Raw genomic sequence first — 21,726 nt, forward strand, 5'->3', positions numbered from 1 at the left:
ATCGGGTGACGGCCGATCGGGGGCACTGAACCGTTCGGGTGTCCCGCAGTACGGGAGAAACGGCCACAGAAGGGTGTTCCGAGTGCGGCGAACGGGGTGTCGACCGGTAGCCTTTCGCAAAGGAAACTAGTCCCGCGCAATGGGACTGATACCTGGGAGGTGTGTGGATGCGGCTCGCAGTGATCCCAGGAGACGGGATCGGGCCCGAGGTCGTCGCCGAGGCCCTGAAGGTGCTCGGTGAGGTCGTTCCAGCGGCTGAGATCACCCGCTACGACCTCGGCGCGGCGCGCTGGCACGCCACAGGTGAGCTGTTGCCGGAGTCGGTGCTGGGTGAGCTCCGCCAGCACGACGCGATCCTGCTCGGCGCCGTGGGGGACCCGTCGGTCCCCAGCGGCATCCTGGAGCGCGGCCTCCTGCTCCGGCTGAGGTTCGAACTCGACCACCACGTGAACCTGCGCCCGGCCCGGCTGTACCCCGGGGTGCGCAGCCCGATCGCCGACCCGCCGGAGATCGACATGGTGGTCGTGCGCGAGGGCACGGAGGGCCTGTACGCCGGCAACGGCGGGCTGCTCCGCAAGGACACCCCGCACGAGATCGCGACCGAGGTGTCGATCAACACGTCGTTCGGGGTCGAGCGCGTGGTCCGGGACGCCTTCGCCCGCGCGGCCAACCGGCCCCGCAAGCACCTGACGCTGGTGCACAAGACCAACGTGCTGACGCACGCGGGTTCGCTGTGGTCGCGCGTGGTGGAGGAGGTGTCGTTGCAGCACCCGGACGTGACGGTGGCCTACCAGCACGTGGACGCGGCGACGATCCACCTGGTCACGGACCCGGCGCGGTACGACGTGATCGTGACCGACAACCTGTTCGGCGACATCCTGACCGACCTGGCGGCGGCGGTCACCGGCGGCATCGGTCTCGCGGCGAGCGGCAACCTCGACGTGACCCGGCGCAACCCGAGCATGTTCGAGCCGGTCCACGGCAGCGCCCCGGACATCGCCGGCCAGGGCATCGCCGACCCGACCGCGGCCGTCCTGAGCGTCGCCCTCATGCTGGACCACCTGGGCGAGCACGAGGCGGCCCGCCGGATCGAGGCGTCGGTGGCCTTCGACCTGGCCACCCGCGACCACTCGTCCCCCGGCGCCACCTACGCGGTCGGCGACCGCCTGGCGGCCCTGGTGAGCAGCAACGCCCGCGCCGGCGCCTGACCGGAACGGCACTTTCCACCGAAGGCCGCCCCACTCCCGGGGCGGCCTTCGGTTTTCCCGCGCTGCCCACGGCCACCACCCTCCCGCGATCACCGCGCCGCCCACCCCGTAGGGTCGGGCCAGTCACCTGATGGGGGAAGCCGGTCGAAATCCGGCGCTGACCCGCAACGGTAGGCCCGACCAGGGCGAGCCCGATCACCCGCAGGTGGCCGTTGTGCTCCTTACTCCTGCCGTGGTCTGCGGGACGGATGCGCGGGTCCTCGCCGCTGCGTTCCGCACGGCCACCTGTCCGGAAGGTCGAGGTGGCCATGACGTCCAAGCTCTGCTGGGCGCTCGGCTCCGCGTTGGCCCTGTCCATCGTCTGCGGTGTGGCGCTGGGGCCGGTCGGGGTGCCGTTCGACGATGTCGTGCGCTTGCTGCGGGCGGGGGTCACCGGGGGCACGATCGGGGCGCGGGACGCCGGGTTCTACCGGATCGTCTGGGACATCCGCCTGCCCCGCGTCCTCCTCGCCGCCGTGGTCGGGGCCGGGCTCGCCGTGGTCGGGGTGGCGATCCAGGCCATGGTCCGCAACGCCCTCGCCGACCCGTACGTGCTCGGCATCTCCAGCGGCGCGAGCGTCGGGGCCACGGCGGTCGCGACGACGGGCCTGTTCGCGTCGCTGGGCGTCTACGCGCTCTCCACCGCCGCCTTCCTCTCGGCCCTCGCCGCGATGGCGCTGGTCTACCTCGCCGCCCGCAAGAACGGCCTCACCCCGCTCCGCCTCGTCCTCACCGGCACGGCGTGCGCCTACGGCTTCTCCGCCATCGCCATGCTGCTGGTCTTCCAGTCCCCGCGCGGCGAGGCGGCGCGCGCCGCGATGTTCTGGTTGTTGGGCAGCCTCGGCGGGGTCACCTGGACGTCCCTGCCGGTGGCCGCCGTGACCGTCGCCGCGGGCACCCTCTACCTCCGGACCCAGGCCAAGCGCCTCAACGCCATGTCGATGGGGGACGAGACCGCCACCACCCTCGGCGTGGACGTCGCCCGCCTCCGCAAAGCGCTCTTCGTCGTGACCGCCGCGATGACGGGCGTGCTGGTCGCCGTCAGCGGCGCGGTGGGGTTCGTCGGGCTCATGCTCCCGCACCTGGTCCGCCTCGCGGTCGGCGCGGACCACCGCAAGGTGCTCGCCGTCGCACCCCTGGCCGGCGCCTGCTTCCTGATCTGGGTGGACATCGCCGCCCGCCTGCTCGCCGCCCCCGAGGAACTGCCGCTGGGCGTCATCACGGCCGCGCTCGGCGTGCCCTGCTTCGTCTTCCTCATGCGCGGTCGCGGTTACGTGTTCGGGGGCCGCTGATGGACGTCGTCCTCGACCGGCTCGCCGTCGACCGCATCCTCCACGACGTCACGCTCACCGTCGGCACCGGCGAGGTGCACGGCATCGTCGGACCCAACGGCAGCGGCAAGTCCACCACCCTGCGGTGCGTCTACCGGGCACTCAAACCGACCACGGGCGTCGTCCGCCTCGGCGGCACCCCGCTGGACCGGATGCCGGTCAAGGAGTCCGCCAAGTCCCTCGCCGCCCTCACCCAGGACAGCCACGTCGAGTTCGACTTCACGGTCACCGAAGTGGTCGCCATGGGCCGCCTCCCGCACCAGACCGGGTTCGACCGGGAAACCGCGCGAGACCGCGACATCTGCGCCGAAGCACTGTCCCGGATGGACGCGGACCACCTCGCCGACCGCAGCTTCCTCAGCCTGTCCGGCGGCGAGCGGCAACGCGTGCTGATCGCCCGCGCCCTCGCCCAACAGCCCGAGGTGCTCGTCCTGGACGAGCCCACCAACCACCTGGACATCAGCCACCAGCTCGCCGTGCTGCGCCTGGTGCGCTCCCTGGGCACCACGGTCCTGACCGTCCTGCACGACCTGAACCTCGCCGCCGCCCACTGCGACCGCCTCCACGTGCTCCACGAGGGACGCGTCCACACCAGCGGCACCCCTCGGGAAGTCCTGACGGGCGAGGTCCTGCGCGAGGTCTTCCGAGTCGAGGCCCACGTCGTCCCGCACCCCACGAGCGGGGTGCCGCAACTGCTGTTCGAACACTCGGAGGTCGGTTCGTGAAGAGGCTCGTCGCGCTGGTCGCCCTGCTCGCCACGGGGTGCGGCGCCACGGTCGCCGCGCCGGAGGGCGGCGGCACGGCGGTCACGGTGGAGAACTGCGGCCAGAAGGTCACCTACGACCGCACCCCGGCGAAGGTCGTCACCAACGACACGGGCATCACCGAGATGATGTTCGCGCTCGGCCTGACCGACCGCATGGCGGGCTACGTCGTCGGCGACAGCCAACAGGGCGACATCGCCGGTTCGCCTTGGAAGGACGACTACGCGAAGGTGCCCAAGCTGTCCGAGGAGATCAGCAAGGAGGTCGTCCAGGGCGCCGGCGCGGACCTGGTCTTCGCGGGCTGGAACTACGGGTTCTCCGAGAGCACCGGGTTCACCCCCGACGCCCTCAAGCAGCTCGGCGTCGCCACCTACCAACTGACCGAAGCGTGCCGCAACGGCATCGGCAAGCAGCGCGGCATCATGCCGCCGCTGGAGGCGCTCTACACGGACCTGAAGAACCTCGGCGCCATCTTCAAGGTCGAGGACCGCGCGGACGCCCTCATCGCCCAGTACCGCAAGCAGGTCGCGGACGCGGAGAAACTGGTGTCCGGCAAGCCCCGGCCGAAGGTCTTCCTGTACGACAGCGGCATGGACCAGCCTTTCACGGCCGGGAAGAACGCCGCGCCGCAGGACGTGATCGGGAAGTCCGGCGGGGACAACATCTTCGGCGACCTGGACGACAGCTGGACCACCGTCGGCTGGGAGGCCGTCGTCGCCCGCGCGCCCGAAGTCGTCCTGATCAACGACTACGCCGACGGCGACGCCACCACGCCCGAGCAGAAGCGGGCGTTCCTGGAGTCGTATGCACCGTTGCGGGAAGTCCCGGCCATCAAGGACAAGCGGTTCTTCGTGCTGCCCTACGCGGCCCTCGTGGAAAGCCCCCGCAACCCGGCGGCCATCGAGGCGTTCGCCCGGTACCTGGCCGGCTGACGCCCAGAGTGTGGGAACACCCGTCCGTGGCTTGGTATGTCGCGGACGGGTGTGGCAGTATCGCGGACGTGGCTCTCCACGCCGTGATCATTATTTCCCAGCGCGCCGGGTAAGTGCTCCCTCAGCACCCGGCGCGCCGACCTCTCGCATCCTGCGGGGGGTCTTTTTGTTTTCCAAGATCCTCATAGGAGACCCCGGTGACCACGCTCGGCGATTCCTTCCACGTCTACGACACGACTCTGCGGGACGGTGCCCAGCGCGAGGGCATCTCCTACTCCGTCACGGACAAGCTGGCCGTGGCGCGCCTGCTGGACTCGCTGGGGGTCGGGTTCATCGAGGGCGGTTGGCCGGGCGCGCTGCCCAAGGACACCGAGTTCTTCGCACGCGCCGCCGCGGGCGACCTGACGCTGAAGCACGCCCAGCTCGTGGCGTTCGGCTCGACCCGCAAGGCCGGGGTCAAGGTCCACGAAGACCCGCAGGTCAGGGCGTTGCTGGACGCCCACGCCCCGGTCGTGACGCTGGTGGCCAAGTCGGACCGCCGGCACATCGAACGGGCGTTGCGCACCGACGTCGAGGAGAACTGCGCGATGGTGCGCGACACCGTCCGCTTCCTGGTCGACGAGGGCCGCCGCGTGTTCCTCGACGCCGAGCACTTCTTCGACGGCTTCGCGTTCGACCCGGACACGTCGCTGCGCGTGCTGGAGTCCGCTGTGGAGGGCGGCGCGGACGTCGTCGTGCTCTGCGACACCAACGGGGGACAGCTGCCGCTGGGCCTGTCCGAGACCGTCGCCGACGTGATCGCCCGCACGGGCTTCCGCGTCGGCATCCACTGCCAGGACGACACGTCCTGCGCGGTGGCCAACACCGTCGCCGCGGTGCAGGCGGGGGCGACCCACGTCCAGTGCACCGCGAACGGCTACGGCGAGCGAGCGGGCAACGCGGACCTGTTCGCCGTCGTCGGGAACCTCGTGACCAAACTCGGCCTGCCCGTGCTACCGCGCGAATCGCTGGCCGAGCTCACCCGGGTCTCCCATGCCCTTGCCGAGATCGCGAACATCGCACCCGACACCCACCAGGCCTACGTCGGGTCGTCGGCCTTCGCCCACAAGGCGGGGCTGCACGCGAGCGCGATCAAGGTCGATCCGGAGCTGTACAACCACATCGATCCGGACACCGTCGGCAACGACATGCGGGTGCTGGTCACCGAGATGGCGGGCCGGGCCAGTCTCGAACTCAAGGGACGTGAGTTGGGGATCGACCTGGCCCGCCGGCCGGAGGCGCTGACCAACGTCGTGCGCACCGTGAAGGAGCTGGAGGCGGGCGGCTGGTCGTTCGAGGCCGCCGACGCCTCGCTGGAGCTGCTGCTCAAGCGCGAGCTGTCCGAACTGGACGAGCCGCCGTTCACGCTGGAGTCCTACCGGGTGGTGCTCGACCACCGGCAGGACGGGGCGATCGTGTCCGAGGCCACCGTCAAGGTGCACGTGGCCGGGGAGCGGGTCATCGCCACCGCCGAGGGCAACGGCCCGGTGCACGCGTTGGACGCGGCGCTGCGCAAGGCGCTGCTGCCCCACCTGTCCTGGTTGGACAGTGTGGAGCTGAACGACTACAAGGTGCGCATCCTCACCGATCAACACGGCACCGACGCCGTCACCCGCGTGCTGGTGGAGTCCACCGACGGCGAGCGCGAGTGGACCACCGTGGGCGTGCACGGGAACATCGTCGAGGCCAGTTGGCTCGCCCTGTGCGACGCGCTGGTGCACAAGGCTTCGCGCGTCACCCGGTGAGCAGGGTCAGCCCCTCGGCGGCGAGGATCCGGTTGACCGGCTGGAAGTAGGTCGAGCAGCCCGAGCCGCCGAGGACGTGCCCCTGGGCCTGGGTGCCGCTGGTCAGGGCCGCCCACTGGTCGCCCGGCTGGGCGCACAGGTTCACCCGGGTGAGGCCCGAGATCGTGCCCTGGGGGAAGGTGACCGTCGCGTTCTTGGCCGTGACGGTGCCGCAGCGGCGGCCGGTGGTCGGGCTGACCATGCACACCGTGCCGCCGACCGGGGCCTCGGCGCTGCCGGTGACGGTGGCGCCGGCGGCGCGGGGGAGCTGGTCCCACACCGTCGGGTCGAGGACCTTCACGATCGAGTAGGTGGGGCGGGCGGCGACGACGGGTCCGACGGTCCCGCCGCCGGGGCCCTTGACGGTCGCGCCCGCGCCCGCGCAGGACGGGTGCAGCAGCAGGTAGCCGTCGGCGTTGAAGCCGTTGACGCACCGGGCGCCGGTGCTGGAGGTGAGGGGCGTGCCCGCTTCGAGCGGGATCGCCGCTGTCGTCGGCGTGGTCGCGCTCACGAGGGTGAGGGCGAGGAGCAGGGTTCGCATGCCTTCGACGCTAGGGACGACGGGTGGCCGCACAAGCCGCCGGTTAGGGTGATCGGCGTGCGCATTGCCCGTATCGCCCAGCCGGATGGCCTCGCTTTCGCCGCGATCGAAGGCGAAGGCGACGACCTGACCGCCGTCGAGATCGCCGACGAGCCGTTCGCCAACCCCACGTTCACCGGGCGGAAGTGGCCGCTGGCCGACGTCCGCCTGCTCGCGCCGTTCCTGCCGCCCAAGATCGTGTGCGTCGGGCGCAACTACGCCGAGCACGCGGCCGAACTCGGCAACGAGGTGCCGGAGAACCCGCTGATCTTCCTCAAGCCCAACACCGCGGTGATCGGGCCCAACGCGGAGATCAAGCTGCCCGCCGTGTCCGAGCGGGTGGACTTCGAGGGCGAGCTGGCGGTCGTGGTCGGCGTCGGCGGGCGCGACATCCCGGCGGCGCGGGCGCGCCAGTCGATCCTGGGCTACACGATCGCCAACGACGTCACCGCGCGCGACCTGCAGAAGACCGACGGCCAGTGGACGCGGGCCAAGGGCTTCGACACGTTCTGCCCGCTGGGGCCGTGGGTGGAGACCGAGTTCGACCCGACCGACGTGGCGATCCGGACGACGGTGGACGGCGAGCTGAAGCAGGACTCCCGCACCTCGCTGCTCGTGCACGACATCCCGGCGCTGATCGAGTACATCTCGTCGGTGATGACCCTGCGCCCGCTGGACGTGATCCTGACCGGGACGCCGGCCGGCGTGGGCCCGATCACGGCCGGCCAGTCGGTGTCGGTGACGGTCGAGGGCCTGGGCACGCTGACCAACCCGGTCGCCAACCGCTGACGTCCCGCGCTCGGCGGCTCCTCCGTGCTTCGGAGCCGCCGAGCGCGGCTTCGTGCTTCCCGGGCGCGGCTCGGTCTCGGGTTCCCCCGAACGCGGGTGCGGCCTTCGGCCCCGGTTTCCCGGGTGCGGCCTCCGGCCCCCGGTTCCATTGTCCCACCGGGGTCCGACAATCAGCCCCGGGTGATGCGGCGTGGTGCGCGGCGGGCGAAGTGCGGGGCGTGTTCGGGGAGCAGGCCGATCGCCACCAGGTACGCCGGAACCGCTTGCAGCGCCGGGAAGCGTTGCAGCAGCGCGATGGGGCGCGGCATCTCCGCCGTCCCGCTCCTCTCGCCCTCCAGCGTGGGGCGCAGGAACGAGTCCTGGATCCGGCGTTGGAACGCCTGGGTCACCACGGTCGGGAACCAGCGCCTCCGCTGCACGCGGGCCAGCACGGCCGGGGTCAGCTCGCCCCGCCGGGCCGGCGCGGCCAGGACCCGGGCCGCCGCCACGGCGTCCTGCACGGCCAGGTTGATGCCGACGCCGCCGATGGGCGACATGGCGTGCGCCGCGTCGCCGATGCACAGCACACCGTCGCCGTGCCAGCGCGGAAGGCGATCGAGCTTCACGTCCAACAGCTTCACGTCGTCCAGGGACTCGATCGTCGCCAACCGGTCGGCGATCCACGGGGCCAGGTCCGCCACGCGCCGCCGGAACGCCTCGACGCCCTCCGCCCGCAACTGCCGGTCCGTGCCCTTCCGGATCAGGAAGGCGCACTGGTAGTAGTCGCCGCGCGGGATCATCGCCAGGCCCACGCCGCGCGAGAACCGGCCCAGGCCGTTGCTCGGCTCGTCGGCGTGCCGGGGCACGCGGAACCACCACACGTCCATGGGCGCGCCGAACTCCCGCACCGCCAACCCCGCCTCCCGGCGCACCGCCGAGCCGCGCCCGTCGGCGGCGACGACCAGGTCCGCGCCGAGCGTGCGTTCCCCGTCCGGGGTGCGGTAGCGGACGCCGGTGACCCGCGTGCCGGACTTCACCAGCCCCACGACTTCCGCGTCCATCAGCAACGTGAAGGACTCTTCGCGCTTGGCCGCGTCGGCGAGCAGGTCGAGGAAGTCCCACTGCGGCACCATCGCGATGTGCTTGTGCGGGCCCGGCAACCGGGACAGGTCGGCCATCGTGGCGACCCCGCCGTCGGTCACGACCTGCACCTTCTCCATGAGCTGGTGCGGCACGTCCGCGAAGGACGGGCCCAGGCCCAGCTCGTCCAGCAGCGTCAACGTGGACGCGTGCACCGTGTCCCCGCGGAAGTCGCGCAGGAAGTCGCCGTGCTTCTCCAGCACCGCCACCCCGACCCCCGCGCGCGCCAGCAGCAGCCCCAGCACCATGCCCGCCGGCCCTCCGCCGACGACCGCGACCGTGGTCCTCTCCATCGTCCCCACCTCGTTTTCAACACTGGTTGAATAACTTGAGGATGCTCCTGTCGGGGCCGCCGGTCAAGGCGGATACGCTGATCGGGTCATGAGCGAATCCGCAGTCACCCCAGAGGTCCGTGTCCGCTTCTGCCCGTCGCCGACCGGCACGCCGCACGTGGGCCTGATCCGCACCGCCCTGTTCAACTGGGCGTACGCGCGGCACACCGGCGGCAAGATGGTGTTCCGGATCGAGGACACCGACGCGGCACGGGACTCCCAGGAGTCCTACGAGCAGCTGCTCGAAGCGATGGCCTGGCTCGGCCTGGACTGGGACGAGGGCCCCGAGGTCGGCGGCCCGCACGCGCCCTACCGGCAGAGCGAGCGCCGCGCCGTCTACGCGGACATCGCGCAGAAGCTGCTCGCCGCGGGTGAGCTGTACGAGTCGTTCTCCACGCCGGAGGAGGTCGAGGCGCGCCGCAAGGCCGCGGGCCAGGACCCCAAGCTCGGCTACGACAACCACGACCGCTCGCTCACGGACGAGCAGAAGGCCGCCTTCCGCGCCGAGGGCCGCGAGCCCGTGCTGCGGCTGCGCCTGGCCGACGAGGACTACACGTGGGACGACCTGATCCGCGGCGAGATCACGTTCAAGGCCGGCGCGACGCCCGACCCGGTCGTCGTGCGCGCCAACGGTGACCCGCTCTACACGTTCACCAACCCGGTCGACGACGCGTTGATGCGCATCACGCACGTGCTGCGCGGAGAAGACCTCCTGCCGTCCACTCCGCGTCAGCTCGGCCTTTATGCGGCCTTGCAGCGAATCGGCGTGACCGATTTCACCCCGCGGTTCGGGCACATGCCCTACGTGATGGGCGAGGGCAACAAGAAGCTGTCCAAGCGCGACCCGCAGTCGAACCTTTTCAACTACCGCGACCGCGGATTCCTGCCCGAGGGTCTGCTGAACTACCTCGCGCTGCTCGGCTGGTCGATCGCGGACGACCGCGACATCTTCTCCGTCGAGGAGATGATCGCCGCGTTCTCGTTGGAGAAGATCAGCGCGAACCCCGCGCGGTTCGACCTGAAGAAGGCGGAGGCGATCAACGCCACGCACCTGCGCGCGTTGGACGCCGAGGACTTCGTCAACCGCGTGCTGCCGTACCTGGCGGCCGACGGCGTGCTGGTGGACCCGTCCGAGGAGCAGTTGGCGACGCTGCGCGGCGTCGCGCCGCTGGTGCAGGAGCGCCTGGTGGTGCTGTCCGAGGCCGCCGGCATGGTCCGCTTCCTGTTCACCGACGAGGACGGCTTCCGGCCGGAGGAGGAGTCCGCGGCCAAGGCGCTCGGCGCCGACGCGCGCCCCGTGCTGGAGGCGAGCATCAGCGCGCTGGAAGCGTTGGGGGACTGGACGACCGCCGCGATCGAGGACGCGCTGAAGGTGTCCCTTGTGGACGGACTGGGGCTCAAGCCGCGCAAGGCGTTCGCCCCGGTGCGGGTTGCCGTGACGGGCCGTACCGTCTCGCCTCCGCTGTACGAATCGATGGAGTTGCTCGGTCGGGATCGCTCGATCGGGCGATTGCGCCGCGCGTTGGGGTCAATCTGACTGGTGCGATCGGGCGGTTCAGCGGTGCTTGACCGTGCAAGAATCGCCAGATATCACCTCTCTGGTCGAGTCGGACGGGGGCTGCGCGCACCTAGCCTCACTGGGTGACAACCGCAGCCCCGACTTTCACCCCCCGGAGAACCGGCGAGATCCGCGCGGTGAGCCTCGATGTGGACGACACGCTCGTCGACTACAGCACCTCGTCCCGCGCCGCGCTGGCCGCGATGGTCGGCAACGCCGACAACTGGACGCTGTGGCAGCGCATCACCGACGAGCACTGTTCCCGGCTGCTCGCGGGCGAGCTCGAATACGAGTCCATGCGCAACATCCGCACCCGCGCCTTCTTCGCCGCGCTGGGTGAGGAACTCAGCCTCGCCGAGGCCACCCGTCGCGAGCTGCACCGCCAGGAGGTCCTGGCGTCGGGCTGGCGGCTGTTCCCCGACGTCGTGCCGTGCCTGGAATGGCTGCGCGCCGCCGGTCTGCCGCTCGCCGCGGTGAGCAACGCCTCGGGTCGCCACCAGCGCGTGAAGATCGCCGCGCTCGGCCTGGCCCAGTATTTCGACACGGTCCTGATCGCGGGCGAAGTCGGCGCCGCGAAACCGGACCGCGTGATCTTCGACACCGCCTGCAACGACCTCGGCGTCGCATTGGGCGACACGGTCCACGTGGGCGACCGCCTGCACGCCGACGCGATAGGCGCGCGGGACGCCGGCATGCAAGGCGTCTGGCTGAACCGCCAGGGCCCGCGCGAAGGCGCCCTGCCCACCGGCGTGCGAGCCATCAGCAGCCTCGCTGAGCTGCCCGAACTCCTCGTGTGCGAGCTGTCGGCCGCCTCGGCGTGACCCCCGATTTCCGTTCCGCCGGGGGCTTGGTCTAGTATTCTCCCCGGCGGAACGGACAGCCCCCCGAAGCAAGGCGAACGGGGAAGTTGATCGGAAAGCCAATGGGGTATGGTGTAATTGGCAGCACGACTGATTCTGGTTCAGTTAGTCTAGGTTCGAGTCCTGGTACCCCAGCTGCAAGCGGTGGAAAAAGATGTGCTAAGCTACCGCAGGCGAGCAGGACAGCAAGACCCGCTGAAAAAACTGAATGACCCGATCTGGTAGGATGTGGATCGGAAACCTAGGGCCCCGTCGTCTAGCGGCCTAGGACGCCGCCCTCTCAAGGCGGTAGCGAGGGTTCGAATCCCTTCGGGGCTACAAACAAGATCCCCCGGTGCGCGAGCACCGGGGGATCTTTCGTTTCCCGCCCGTTTTCGACTTCACCGCCGCGCACCACCCGACGGGGCCCGCGCCGGCCTGCCCGCCCGCCGCCAACGCTCTCGCGCACGACAAAGCCCCGGGCGCCCCCGCCACAACACAACAGGGAACCCGGGGCTTGACGAACGCCTACAGACGCGACTGGAGGGCTTCCGCGGCAGCCAACAGATCAGCCGCCCACCGCGCGCCAGGCCGCCGCCCCATCCGATCGATGGGCCCCGACACCGACACCGCCGCCACGACCGACCCCGTGCTGTCCCGCACCGGCGCCGAGACGCTCGCCACGCCCGGTTCCCGCTCGGCCACGGACTGCGCCCACCCGCGCCGCCGGACCTCCAGCAACGTGCGCTCCCCGTACACCGCGTCGGCCAACACCGAACGCTGCGTGCCCGGATCCGCCCACGCCGCCAGCACCTTCGCGCCCGAACCCGCCGTCATGGGCAGCCGAGCCCCCACCGGGACGGTGTCGCGCAGGCCGCTCGGGGGCTCCGCCGACGACACGCAGATCCGCTGCATCCCGTCCCGCCGGTAGAGCTGCACGCTCTCGCCGGTGATGTCGCGCAACCTCGGCAGCACCGAGGACGCCGCGTCGAGCAAGGGGTCCGTCGCCCCGCCCGCCAGTTCCGCCAATGCCGCGCCCGGACGCCAGCGGCCGTCGGAACCCCGTCGCAGCAACCGGTGCACTTCGAGCCCCACGGCCAACCGGTGCGCGGTTGCCCGAGGCAAGCCCGTCCGGTTGCACAGCTCGGCGAGCCCACACGGATCCTTTGCGACGGCGTTCAAGACGGCCACTGCCTTGTCCAGCACGCCGATCCCGCTATGCTGTCCCACAAGCCGATACTAACTTCCCACTGTCTGGGAAGTCCAGATCTATCGACTGTCCAGATCCTGGGAGAAGCGATGAGCCGCACGCTCGCGGAGAAGGTGTGGGAAGCACACGTGGTGCGCCACGGCAGTGGCGCGGAGCCGGACCTGCTCTACATCGACCTCCACCTGCTGCACGAAGTCACCAGCCCGCAGGCGTTCGACGGGCTGCGCCTGGCGGGCCGCCAGGTCCGCCGGCCCGACCTGACGATCGCCACCGAGGACCACAACGTCCCGACGATCGACATCGAGCTGCCGATCGCCGACCCGGTGTCGCGCACCCAGGTCGAGACGCTGCGCAAGAACTGCGCCGAGTTCGGCGTGCGGCTGCACCCGATGGGCGACGCGGAGCAGGGCATCGTCCACGTGGTCGGTCCGCAGCTCGGCCTCACGCAGCCCGGCATGACCGTCGTGTGCGGTGACAGCCACACCTCCACGCACGGCGCGTTCGGCGCGCTGGCGTTCGGCATCGGCACGTCCGAGGTCGAGCACGTCATGGCCACCCAGACGCTGCCGCTCAAACCCTTCAAAACCATGGCGATCACCGTCGAGGGCGCCCTCAAGCCCGGCGTGACCGCCAAGGACGTCATCCTCGCGGTCATCGCGAAGATCGGCACCGGCGGCGGCCAGGGCTACGTCCTGGAGTACCGGGGCAGCGCGATCGAGGCGCTGTCCATGGAAGCCCGCATGACCGTCTGCAACATGTCGATCGAAGCAGGCGCCCGCGCCGGGATGATCGCCCCCGACCAGACGACGTTCGACTACCTCAAGGGCCGTCCGCACGCCCCGTCCGGCGCGGACTGGGACGCCGCGGTGGAGTACTGGAAGTCGCTGCGCACCGACGACGACGCGACCTTCGACGCCGAAGTCCACCTGAACGCCGACGAGCTGACGCCGTTCGTCACGTGGGGCACCAACCCGGGCCAGGGCCTGCCGCTGGGCGACAAGGTGCCCGACCCGGAGACCATCGTCGACGAGAACGAGCGCGTGGCCGCCGAGAAGGCGCTGACGTACATGGGCCTGGAGCCGGGCACCCCGCTGCGCGACATCCACGTCGACACCGTCTTCCTCGGCTCGTGCACGAACGGCCGCATCGAGGACCTCCGCGCCGCCGCGGACGTGCTGAAGGGCCACAAGGTGGCCGACGGCGTCCGGATGCTCGTGGTCCCCGGGTCCATGCGGGTGCGCGCACAGGCCGAAGCCGAGGGACTGCACGAAGTGTTCCTCGCGGCGGGCGCCGAGTGGCGGCAGGCCGGGTGCTCGATGTGCCTGGGCATGAACCCCGATCAGCTCAAGCCGGGCGAGCGCAGCGCGTCCACCTCCAACCGCAACTTCGAGGGCCGGCAGGGCAAGGGTGGCCGCACCCACCTGGTTTCGCCACTCGTGGCCGCCGCCACGGCCGTGCGCGGCACCCTGTCCTCGCCCGCCGACCTGGTCTGAGGAGCCCAAGCGACATGGAAGCGTTCACCACCCACACCGGCGTCGGCGTCCCCCTGCGCAGGTCCAACGTGGACACCGACCAGATCATCCCGGCCGTCTACCTCAAGCGCGTGACCCGCACCGGGTTCGAGGACGGCCTGTTCGCCGCCTGGCGCGGGGACGAGCAGTTCGTGCTCAACCAGGAACCGTTCCGGGCCGGCAGCGTGCTCGTCGCGGGACCCGACTTCGGCACCGGCTCGTCCCGGGAGCACGCCGTCTGGGCGTTGATGGACTACGGCTTCCGGGTGGTCGTCTCCTCCCGGTTCGCCGACATCTTCCGGGGCAACGCCGGCAAGCAGGGCCTCGTGGCCGCCCAGTGCGAGCAGTCCGATGTCGAATTGCTGTGGAAGCTGCTGGAGAACGACCCCGGCACCGAGGTGACCGTCGACCTGGCCGCGAAGACGGTTGTGGCGAAGGACTTCACCGCCCCCTTCACCATCGACGAGTACACCCGCTGGCGGCTGCTGGAGGGTTTGGACGACATCGCCCTGACCCTGCGGCACGCCGATGACATCACCACGTTCGAGCGGAACCGGGCGGGTTGGTTGCCCACCACCGTTCCGGCGCCCGCCAGGTGACTTTCCCGGACCGGATTCCCCCTTCTATCAGCGGGAATCCGGTCCGGGCCACCCGCCGGACAGCCCCCGGGGCCATCCCTCGACCGGTCGTAATTGCCCACGCCACAACGAAAAATCTGGCGTGGCGATTGGTATTTCCTTGCATTTGGGCTTACCGTGGCCTTCAGTCGGCCCGACTAGGGCCGTGAGCGTCCTGGGAGGGACTGAAGGTGAACAAGGCCCAGCTCATCGAGGCGCTCGCCGAGCGCCTTGGCGACAAGAAGAACGCCGCCGCTGCCGTCGACGGTCTGGTCGACGTCATCGTCCGCAGCGTCCACAAGGGCGAGAAGGTCAACATCACCGGCTTCGGTGTCTTCGAGAAGCGTGCCCGCGCGGCCCGCACCGCTCGCAACCCGCGCACCGGTGAGACCGTGAAGGTCAAGAAGACCAACGTTCCCGCGTTCCGCGCGGGTTCGACGTTCAAGGACGTCATCAGCGGCACGAAGAAGCTGCCGAAGGTCACCGCGGCGAAGCCCGCCGCGTCCGCCGCGGCCAAGTCCGCCGCCTCGACCAAGGCCCCGGCCACCCGCAGCACCACCGCGCGCACGACCACCACGCGCGCCACGCGCAGCACCACCGCGCGTACCGCTGCGGCGGCCACGAAGGCCCCGGCCACGCGGAAGACCACCGCGGCGACCACCAAGGCCACCGCCGCCAAGGCCCCGGCCGCCAAGGCTCCGGCTGCCAAGGCTCCGGCTGCCAAGAGCACCGCGACCAAGGCGTCCACGGCCAAGGCCTCGACGGCCAAGGCGGCCACGGCGAAGTCCACGACCGCGGCGAAGAAGCCGGCCGCCCCCAAGGTGGCGGCGGCGAAGTCCACCACGACGGCAGCCGCCAAGAAGCCGGCCGCCCGGAAGACCGCGGCCAAGAAGTGAGAACCGGCCGGGCGCGCGCCCGGCCGGCGAAGTGAGCCAGACGCCCCAGGGGCCGGTGCGGACGCGCACCGGCCCCTGGGCTCTGTTTGATGGCGCGACTCCGTCGCGCGGCTCGGGCCGCCTGGCAGGCGGCGCGACAAGCCGACGCGGCCCTCGCGGTGGACAGTTGCCGCCACTCTTTTGGCGCAGTGCCGGGGATGGGCCTGGAAAGGGCTGTGCGGGCCGCAGAAGCGTCGGAGCGGCCGGGAAAGTGGCAGTGGGCCGGCCGGTTCCGACAGGGTCGCAGAAAGGCCCTCAGGCACGAAACAGGCCGCCCCCGCGGCCGGGAACGGCCTGTTTTCCGCGAAAGGGCGGCTACGGCGCCAAGGCGCGGGGCTGCCAAGCCAAGGCACGGGGGCCGCAAAGCTAAGGCACGGGGGCCGCCAACGAGGTCGGCAGGTAGTGCGCCGAGACCAGCCGGGGCCAGGTGCCGGTCGTGTCCGATGTGGACCAGCCCGGCTCCGGCCGCCGGAACGACAGGACCCAGGCGCTGCCCTTCTTGCAGGGCACCTCCGCCCCCAGCGGCAGCCCGGACAGGGACGCCAGGGTGGCCACCACGTCCGGGATGACCCCGCCCTGGCTGCACACCACCGGCACGCCCGGCCCGTCGGCGACCTCCAGCAGCCGCACGAGCCCGGCCTCCCGGTCGGGCCAGTAGCCCTCCTCGGACAGCCTCGGCTCCAGCAGCACGTCCAGCCCGAGGTCGTCCGCGACCCCCTGCACGGTCTCCACGCACCGCACGCGCGGCGCGGAGTGCACCCGGGACGGCCCCCACAGCGGCAGCAGCGCGCGCAGCCCGGCGGCCTGCCGCCACCCGGCGGAGCTGAGCGGGCGCAGGTCGTCGTCGCCCACCCAGTTGTCCCGCTTGCCCGCCTTGGCGTGGCGCACCAGCAGCAGCGTCGCCAGGTCCGGCGGGCACGCGGCGAACACGTCCAGCACCTCGCGGTCGCCGTCGCGGGTCACCAGCGCCGCCGCCTCCTCGACCGGCAGCCAGCGCAGCTCGTCCACCTCCTCGTTGGGCGTGAACGCGCCCGAGACGGCCCGCGCGCTGAAGAAGTCGACCTCCTTCGGCCTGCCGAACGCCGGGTAGGACAGGGTGTGCAGGTACCGCCCGAGGACTGCGGTGAACCCGGTCTCCTCCAGCACCTCGCGCACCGCCGCCGCGGGCACGGTCTCGCCCGGGTCGACCTTCCCCTTGGGCAGCGACCAGTCGTCGTAGCGGGGCCGGTGCACGACGGCGACGAAGCCGTCGCGCCACAGGACGGCGCCGGCAGCCCGGATCACGCGCCTCACCCCACCGCGCGGTGCGCGCGCAGCAACTCGGTCTGGTGGTCCCGCACGCGCCCGCCGTCGGTGGGGGACGCCTCCCACTCGCCGTCGGGTTGCAGCACCCAGCAGCGGGTGCTGGGCTCCAGCGCCGAGTCCAGCATGTCGTCGAGCTGGGCGGTCAGCTTCGGGTCGGTCACCCGCACCTGCACCTCCACCCGCCGGTCGAGGTTGCGGTGCATCATGTCCGCGCTGCCGATCCAGTGCTCGCCGCAGCCGACGAAGTGGAACACCCGCGAGTGCTCCAGGAACCGGCCCAGGATCGAGCGCACGTGGATGTTCTCCGACAGGCCCTTGATGCCCGGCTTGAGCGCGCACACGCCCCGCACGACCACCTGCACGGGCACGCCCGCCTGGGACGCCCGGTACAGCGCGTCGATGACCTGCTCGTCCACGAGCGAGTTCACCTTGATGCGCACCCCGGCCCGCTCGCCCGCGCGGGCCAGTTCGACCTCGCGCTCGATGCGCTCCACGATGCCGCGCCGCACGCCCTTGGGCGAGACCAGCAGGCTTCGGTAGTGCTCCTGCCGGGCGTAGCCGGTGAGGACGTTGAACAGGTCGGTGAGGTCCGCGCCGATGGTCGGCTCGGCGGTGAGCAGGCCGATGTCCTCGTAGAGGCGGGCGGTCTTGGGGTTGTAGTTGCCGGTGCCGATGTGGCAGTAGCGCTGGATCCGCGAACCCTCCTGCCGGACCACCAGCGAGGTCTTGCAGTGCGTCTTGAGGCCCATGAGGCCGTAGACGACGTGCACGCCCGCCTTCTCCAGCGCCCGCGCCCACTTGATGTTCGCCTGCTCGTCGAACCGCGCCTTGATCTCCACCAGCGCCACGACCTGCTTGCCCGCCTCGGCCGCGTCGATCAGCGCGTCCACTATCGGCGAGTCGCCCGACGTGCGGTACAGGGTCTGCTTGATGGCCAGCACGCGCGGGTCGGCGGCGGCCTGCTCGATGAACCGCTGCACGGACGTGGAGAACGAGTCGTACGGGTGGTGCACGAGCACATCGCCCTCGCGCAGGGTGGCGAAGATGCTCTTGGGCGTCTCCCGCTCACCGAACGCCGGGTGCGTGGCGGGCACGAACGGCGCGTCCTTGAGCTGCTTGCGGTCCACGCTGTAGAGCTGCCACAGGCACGACAGGTCCAGCAGACCGGGCACCTGCACGACGTCGTGCGGGTCCACCTCCAGCTCGCGCAGCAGCCGCTCCAGCATGTGCTCGGTCATGTCCCCGGCGATCTCCAGCCGCACCGGCGGCCCGAACCGGCGGCGCACCAGCTCCCGCTCCAAGGACTTCAGCAGGTCCTCGTCCTGGTCCTCCTCGACCTCCAGGTCCGCGTTGCGGGTGACCCGGAAGGCGTGGCACTCGATGACCTCCATGCCCGCGAACAGCTCGCCCAGGTGGGCGGAGATGAGCTCTTCCAGCGGCAGGAACGTGGCCGTCTCGCTGGTGCGGTCGGCCTCCACCCGGACCAGGCGCGGCACGTTGTCCGGCACCTTGATGCGCGCGAACCGCTCCGCGCCGCCTTCGGGGTCGCGCACGGTCACGGCCAGGTTCAGCGACAGGCCGGAGATGTAGGGGAACGGGTGCGCGGCGTCCACGGCGAGCGGCGTGAGCACCGGGAACACCTGGTCGGTGAAGTAGTTCGACAGCCGCAGCTTCTCGAAGTCGGTCAGCTGCGCCCAGTTGACGATGCTGATGCCGTGCTTCTCCAGCTCGGGCTGGACGTGGTCGAGGAACGCGCGGGCGTGCTGCTCCACCAGTTCCTGGGTGCGCTTGGACACCGCGGCCAGCTGCTCGCGCGGCGTGAGCCCGTCCGCGCTGCGCACCGACAGGCCCGTCTCGTCGCGGCGCTTGAGGCCCGCGACCCGCACCATCCAGAACTCGTCGAGGTTGGACGCGAAGATGGCGAGGAACTTCGCCCGCTCCAGCAGCGGCTGGGAGGAGTCCTCGGCCAGGGCGAGCACGCGGGCGTTGAAGTCCAGCCAGGACAGCTCCCGGTTGAAGTACCGGTCGTCGGGCAGGTCCGGCGCCTCGGCGTTGGCGGTGACGGCCGGGAGCGAGCCGGGGAAGGGGCGCTGCGGCGTCTCGGCCTGGGGCGCGCCCCGCGTGGTGCGACGGACTGCCGGTCGGGGGCGGCGGCGGGGCGCGCTCGCGGCCGGCTGGGTCCGCGGTGTCCTCGTGCGTCGCTTGGGCTGCTCGGGTGTGTTGTCCGTGCTCACAGTAGGCATTGTTCCCCACGTCGAGCCGCTCCGCGCTGATCGGAGCCGACGCCCGGGTGAACTCCGCGTCACACCGGACGGCGCAGGGCGCGGACCGCGCCGGCCTCGCCGCGCTCGACGGTCACCCGCTGGCCGGGCCGCAGCACCCGCCACCCGCCCGCGGTGACGGCCGCCGCCGGGACGTCCACGAGCACGCCGTCGTCGCGCAGCACGGTCGCCGACCCGTCCGCGTGGTGCGCGCTCACCGTCGCCTGCTCGACCACGGCGGCAACGCTAGCCGATCGGAGGTGGTGGCGCGCTCCGCCCACCTGCCACGCTCCGCGATGACCCCATTACCGAAAGGAGTGGCGGGCATGAGGGTTTTGGCAGGGGCCGTCGTCGCCCTGATGATCGGCTTCGCCGCGCAGGGCACCGCATCGGCGGCGCCCGTCGTGTTCACCGACGAGGGCGGGGAGCCGCTCCCGGCGGCGGCCCGCAACGTCGAGCTGCGCGCGACGATCCCGGAGACCGAGGGCGCGATCTCCATCAACTTCGTGCAGTACCGGCACCGGGACGTGATGTTCGTCAGCGGCACGTGGGGGCTCAAGACCTACGACGTCACCGACACCGACCACCCGAAGTTCCTCGACCACCTCACCAAGCAGGAGCTGGCCCTGCCCGGTGACGACCCGGCCCAGCGCTTCTGGGAGAACGAGGACGTCACCGTCGACGCCAAGCGCAAGCTGGTCTTCCTGGCCCGCGAGCGCAGCGCGTTCGGCCGCAAGCCGGGCAACGAGCGGCCCACGGGCGTCTACCTCATCTCGGCGGCCGACCCGGCGAACCTCGAACTGCTGAACTTCGCCCCGATGGGCACCGGCCACATCACCACGTGCGTCAACGACTGCACCTTCCTGTGGACGACCGGCTACGACGGCACCCCGTCCACCGACCCCGACACCTACCGCAGGTCCGGCAAGGTCTTCGTGACCGACATCCGCGACCCGCGCAACCCGAAGACCCTGCCGACGTTCGTGGACCTCAACCGCAACCAGGGCGAGACCCACATGACCCACGACGTCCAGGTGGACGCCGCGGGCGTGGCGTGGGTGGCGGGCACGGGCGGCACGCGGGGCTACTGGACGCGGGGTTGGCACCGCGACCCGTTGACCGGCAAGTGGCGCGAGGCGACGGCCGTGGACCCGATCCCGTACGCCGGCGGGGCGGCCCCGAAGCTGGACATGCCGACGTCGTTCTCGCACAACTCGTTCCGCCCGATCGGCCGGACCCTGGCGGACGGCCCCAAGCCGACGCCGGAGCACCCGGCGGGCAGCCTGTTGCTGCACACGGAAGAAGCCTTCGAGTCGGCCACGTGCAAGGACCAGGGCCGGTTCGTCATCTCGTCGCTGGCGGGTTCGACCGGCGGCGAGTCGTGGCGGGCGAGCCCGGACAAGCCGTTCACGCTCAAGACGGTCGGCGTGTGGAGCCCGGACGACCAGGAGGGCACGCTGCCCGGCCCGGACGTCTTCTGCTCGGCGCACTACTTCGACGTGCAGCAGCGGGTCGTCGCCTACTCCTGGTACGAGCAGGGGACGCGGTTCCTGGACATCACCGACCCGACGAAGCCCATCCAGATCGCCTACTGGCGGCCGGAAGGCGCGGTCTCCTGGGCCCCGTACTTCCACCGCGACCGGGTGTTCCTGGCCGACTTCGCGCGCGGCGTGGAGGTCCTGAAGCTCTCCAAGGCGGCGTACGACGCCCAGGAGACCCACACCAACGTCCAGTTGAAGACCACGCCCAACCCGGAGTCGGTCCGCCCGGCCGAACCACCGCGCAAACGCCTGCCGCTGGCTCCGGACCCGGACTACGGCTACGGCTGCCCGATGCTCTTCGGCCGTGGCTGCGGCGACGGCACTGCTTGTTGTTAGCCGCACACGGGGCTGAGGGTCGCGCACGTGCGTGGCCCCAGCCCCAGTCCGGCGGCGAGATCGAGGTCCTCCGCGGTGTCCACGTCGTTGCGCAGCGAAGGCCACGGCCCGATCAACGTCTGAGCGTCCCGCGCGTGCGCCTCGGCCGACCCGACCCCGAAGCGCGGCATCAGGTCACCGCCCGGCGCGGACAGCAACAGGGTGGTCCCGGTGCCCTGGCGGTCCGGGCAGAACGCGCGGCCCTCCGCCGACGCGAGCGCCAGTCCCAGCTCGTCGGTCCGCAGCGCCGGCAGGTCGGCTTGGAGCGCGCCCACGACCGACCGCCGATCCCGCGCCCGCAACACCGCCGCCCCGTGCCGCAACGCCTCGTTCAAGCCCTCCGGCCCGGCCACGGACTCCACCCCGAGGGCCGCCAGCTCGACCGCCACCGACGGGTCGTCTGTGATGGCAAGCACACTCCGGACGACCGGCAGCGCGGCGGAGATGGTGTCCAACGCGAACGCCAGCGCCAGCGCCGGGCGGTCGTCGGTCACCCCCACCAACCGGGTCTTCGCACGTCGCAGGGCCTTCACCGGCACCACGAGGTCCACGTCGGCACGCACACCAGCCATACTCCCCGATATCCGACGCCGACGAGGCGGGAGCGCGACTGGACCCGGGACCGACCCGCCGGGAAGACTCCAGGCGTCCGGCGGG

At 71.2% G+C, this 21,726-nt stretch carries 19 protein-coding genes, 2 tRNA genes and 1 riboswitch; of the genes, 14 read left to right on the forward strand and 7 right to left on the reverse strand.

Annotated features, from left to right (window positions below):
* Positions 1–167: 167 nt before the first annotated feature.
* From ABD126_RS03940 to cimA, 5 genes are all read left to right on the forward strand, one after another.
* Positions 168–1,208 (forward strand): 3-isopropylmalate dehydrogenase, encoded by a 1,041-nt coding sequence (locus tag ABD126_RS03940; RefSeq protein ID WP_121226304.1) that lies wholly within the window; start codon positions 168–170, stop codon positions 1,206–1,208.
* 88 nt (positions 1,209–1,296) lie between these two features.
* Positions 1,297–1,429, forward strand: a riboswitch (cobalamin riboswitch).
* A gap of 87 nt (positions 1,430–1,516) precedes the next feature.
* Positions 1,517–2,539: a FecCD family ABC transporter permease gene (locus ABD126_RS03945; protein WP_343932232.1), complete on the forward strand. Its 1,023-nt coding sequence runs from the start codon at positions 1,517–1,519 to the stop codon at positions 2,537–2,539.
* On the forward strand, positions 2,539–3,303 hold the full coding sequence (locus ABD126_RS03950) for a heme ABC transporter ATP-binding protein (RefSeq protein WP_343932233.1): 765 nt from the start codon (positions 2,539–2,541) through the stop codon (positions 3,301–3,303). Before ABD126_RS03945 ends, ABD126_RS03950 begins: the two co-directional genes overlap by 1 nt.
* Entirely contained in the window at positions 3,300–4,274 is a 975-nt protein-coding gene (locus tag ABD126_RS03955) for an ABC transporter substrate-binding protein (RefSeq protein WP_343932234.1), read from the forward strand. Before ABD126_RS03950 ends, ABD126_RS03955 begins: the two co-directional genes overlap by 4 nt.
* Before the next feature lie 197 nt (positions 4,275–4,471).
* A complete protein-coding gene (gene cimA / locus ABD126_RS03960; protein ID WP_343932235.1) occupies positions 4,472–6,058 on the forward strand; it encodes a citramalate synthase in 1,587 nt (528 codons plus the stop codon).
* Here the strand turns inward: cimA and ABD126_RS03965 are convergent.
* Complete coding sequence (locus ABD126_RS03965; protein WP_343932236.1) at positions 6,048–6,638, reverse strand: S1 family peptidase; 591 nt, start codon at positions 6,636–6,638, stop codon at positions 6,048–6,050. The genes cimA and ABD126_RS03965 overlap by 11 nt on opposite strands.
* A 57-nt stretch (positions 6,639–6,695) precedes the next feature.
* Between ABD126_RS03965 and ABD126_RS03970 the strand changes: the two genes are divergently transcribed.
* Entirely contained in the window at positions 6,696–7,466 is a 771-nt protein-coding gene (locus tag ABD126_RS03970; protein WP_343932237.1) for a fumarylacetoacetate hydrolase family protein, read from the forward strand.
* 170 nt (positions 7,467–7,636) lie between these two features.
* Here the strand turns inward: ABD126_RS03970 and ABD126_RS03975 are convergent, their stop codons facing one another.
* A complete protein-coding gene (locus tag ABD126_RS03975; RefSeq protein WP_343932238.1) occupies positions 7,637–8,878 on the reverse strand; it encodes an FAD-dependent oxidoreductase in 1,242 nt (413 codons plus the stop codon).
* An 88-nt stretch (positions 8,879–8,966) separates the two neighbouring features.
* Here ABD126_RS03975 and gltX point away from each other — a divergent pair, with 88 nt between their 5' ends.
* The 4 genes from gltX to ABD126_RS03995 all read left to right on the forward strand — a co-directional run bounded on the left by gltX (position 8,967) and on the right by ABD126_RS03995 (position 11,653).
* Positions 8,967–10,454, forward strand: coding sequence for a glutamate--tRNA ligase (gltX, locus tag ABD126_RS03980; RefSeq protein ID WP_343932240.1), 1,488 nt, complete (start codon positions 8,967–8,969; stop codon positions 10,452–10,454).
* Positions 10,455–10,558: 104 nt separating this feature from the next.
* Positions 10,559–11,296, forward strand: a complete 738-nt coding sequence (locus ABD126_RS03985) for an HAD family hydrolase (RefSeq protein WP_343932241.1) — start codon at positions 10,559–10,561, stop codon at positions 11,294–11,296.
* Between the two features lie 102 nt (positions 11,297–11,398).
* Positions 11,399–11,470, forward strand: a tRNA-Gln gene (locus ABD126_RS03990).
* A gap of 110 nt (positions 11,471–11,580) precedes the next feature.
* Positions 11,581–11,653 (forward strand) — tRNA-Glu (locus ABD126_RS03995).
* 189 nt (positions 11,654–11,842) lie between these two features.
* Here the strand turns inward: ABD126_RS03995 and ABD126_RS04000 are convergent.
* A complete protein-coding gene (locus tag ABD126_RS04000; RefSeq protein ID WP_170199751.1) occupies positions 11,843–12,544 on the reverse strand; it encodes an IclR family transcriptional regulator in 702 nt (233 codons plus the stop codon).
* A 69-nt stretch (positions 12,545–12,613) separates the two neighbouring features.
* On the opposite strand from ABD126_RS04000, the gene leuC reads away from it, so the two are divergent.
* The 3 genes from leuC (at position 12,614) to ABD126_RS04015 (ending at position 15,548) form a co-directional block, all read left to right on the forward strand.
* Positions 12,614–14,017: a 3-isopropylmalate dehydratase large subunit gene (gene leuC, locus ABD126_RS04005; RefSeq protein ID WP_343932242.1), complete on the forward strand. Its 1,404-nt coding sequence runs from the start codon at positions 12,614–12,616 to the stop codon at positions 14,015–14,017.
* A 14-nt stretch (positions 14,018–14,031) separates the two neighbouring features.
* Positions 14,032–14,634, forward strand: coding sequence for a 3-isopropylmalate dehydratase small subunit (gene leuD / locus ABD126_RS04010; RefSeq protein ID WP_343932243.1), 603 nt, complete (start codon positions 14,032–14,034; stop codon positions 14,632–14,634).
* A 209-nt stretch (positions 14,635–14,843) separates the two neighbouring features.
* A complete protein-coding gene (locus tag ABD126_RS04015; RefSeq protein WP_343932244.1) occupies positions 14,844–15,548 on the forward strand; it encodes an HU family DNA-binding protein in 705 nt (234 codons plus the stop codon).
* A gap of 405 nt (positions 15,549–15,953) precedes the next feature.
* Here the strand turns inward: ABD126_RS04015 and ABD126_RS04020 are convergent, their stop codons facing one another.
* From ABD126_RS04020 to ABD126_RS04030, 3 genes are read right to left on the reverse strand one after another with little or no spacing between them, the layout of a single operon-like run.
* The gene (locus ABD126_RS04020; RefSeq protein ID WP_343932245.1) at positions 15,954–16,880 is read right to left on the reverse strand and encodes an NUDIX hydrolase; all 927 of its coding nucleotides are present in this window, start codon (positions 16,878–16,880) and stop codon (positions 15,954–15,956) included.
* Positions 16,877–19,135, reverse strand: coding sequence for an RNA degradosome polyphosphate kinase (locus tag ABD126_RS04025; protein ID WP_358252443.1), 2,259 nt, complete (start codon positions 19,133–19,135; stop codon positions 16,877–16,879). Before ABD126_RS04025 ends, ABD126_RS04020 begins: the two co-directional genes overlap by 4 nt.
* Before the next feature lie 59 nt (positions 19,136–19,194).
* On the reverse strand, positions 19,195–19,389 hold the full coding sequence (locus ABD126_RS04030; protein ID WP_343932247.1) for a hypothetical protein: 195 nt from the start codon (positions 19,387–19,389) through the stop codon (positions 19,195–19,197).
* A gap of 90 nt (positions 19,390–19,479) precedes the next feature.
* Here ABD126_RS04030 and ABD126_RS04035 point away from each other — a divergent pair, with 90 nt between their 5' ends.
* Positions 19,480–21,030 (forward strand): LVIVD repeat-containing protein, encoded by a 1,551-nt coding sequence (locus tag ABD126_RS04035; protein ID WP_343932248.1) that lies wholly within the window; start codon positions 19,480–19,482, stop codon positions 21,028–21,030.
* On the opposite strand, the gene cofC is transcribed toward ABD126_RS04035, so the two are convergent.
* The gene (gene cofC, locus ABD126_RS04040; protein WP_343932249.1) at positions 21,027–21,632 is read right to left on the reverse strand and encodes a 2-phospho-L-lactate guanylyltransferase; all 606 of its coding nucleotides are present in this window, start codon (positions 21,630–21,632) and stop codon (positions 21,027–21,029) included. The genes ABD126_RS04035 and cofC overlap by 4 nt on opposite strands.
* Between the last annotated feature and the right edge of the window lie 94 nt (positions 21,633–21,726).

Origin of the sequence: Saccharothrix mutabilis subsp. mutabilis (assembly GCF_039521145.1) — a bacterium.
GTDB lineage: Bacteria > Actinomycetota > Actinomycetes > Mycobacteriales > Pseudonocardiaceae > Actinosynnema > Actinosynnema mutabilis.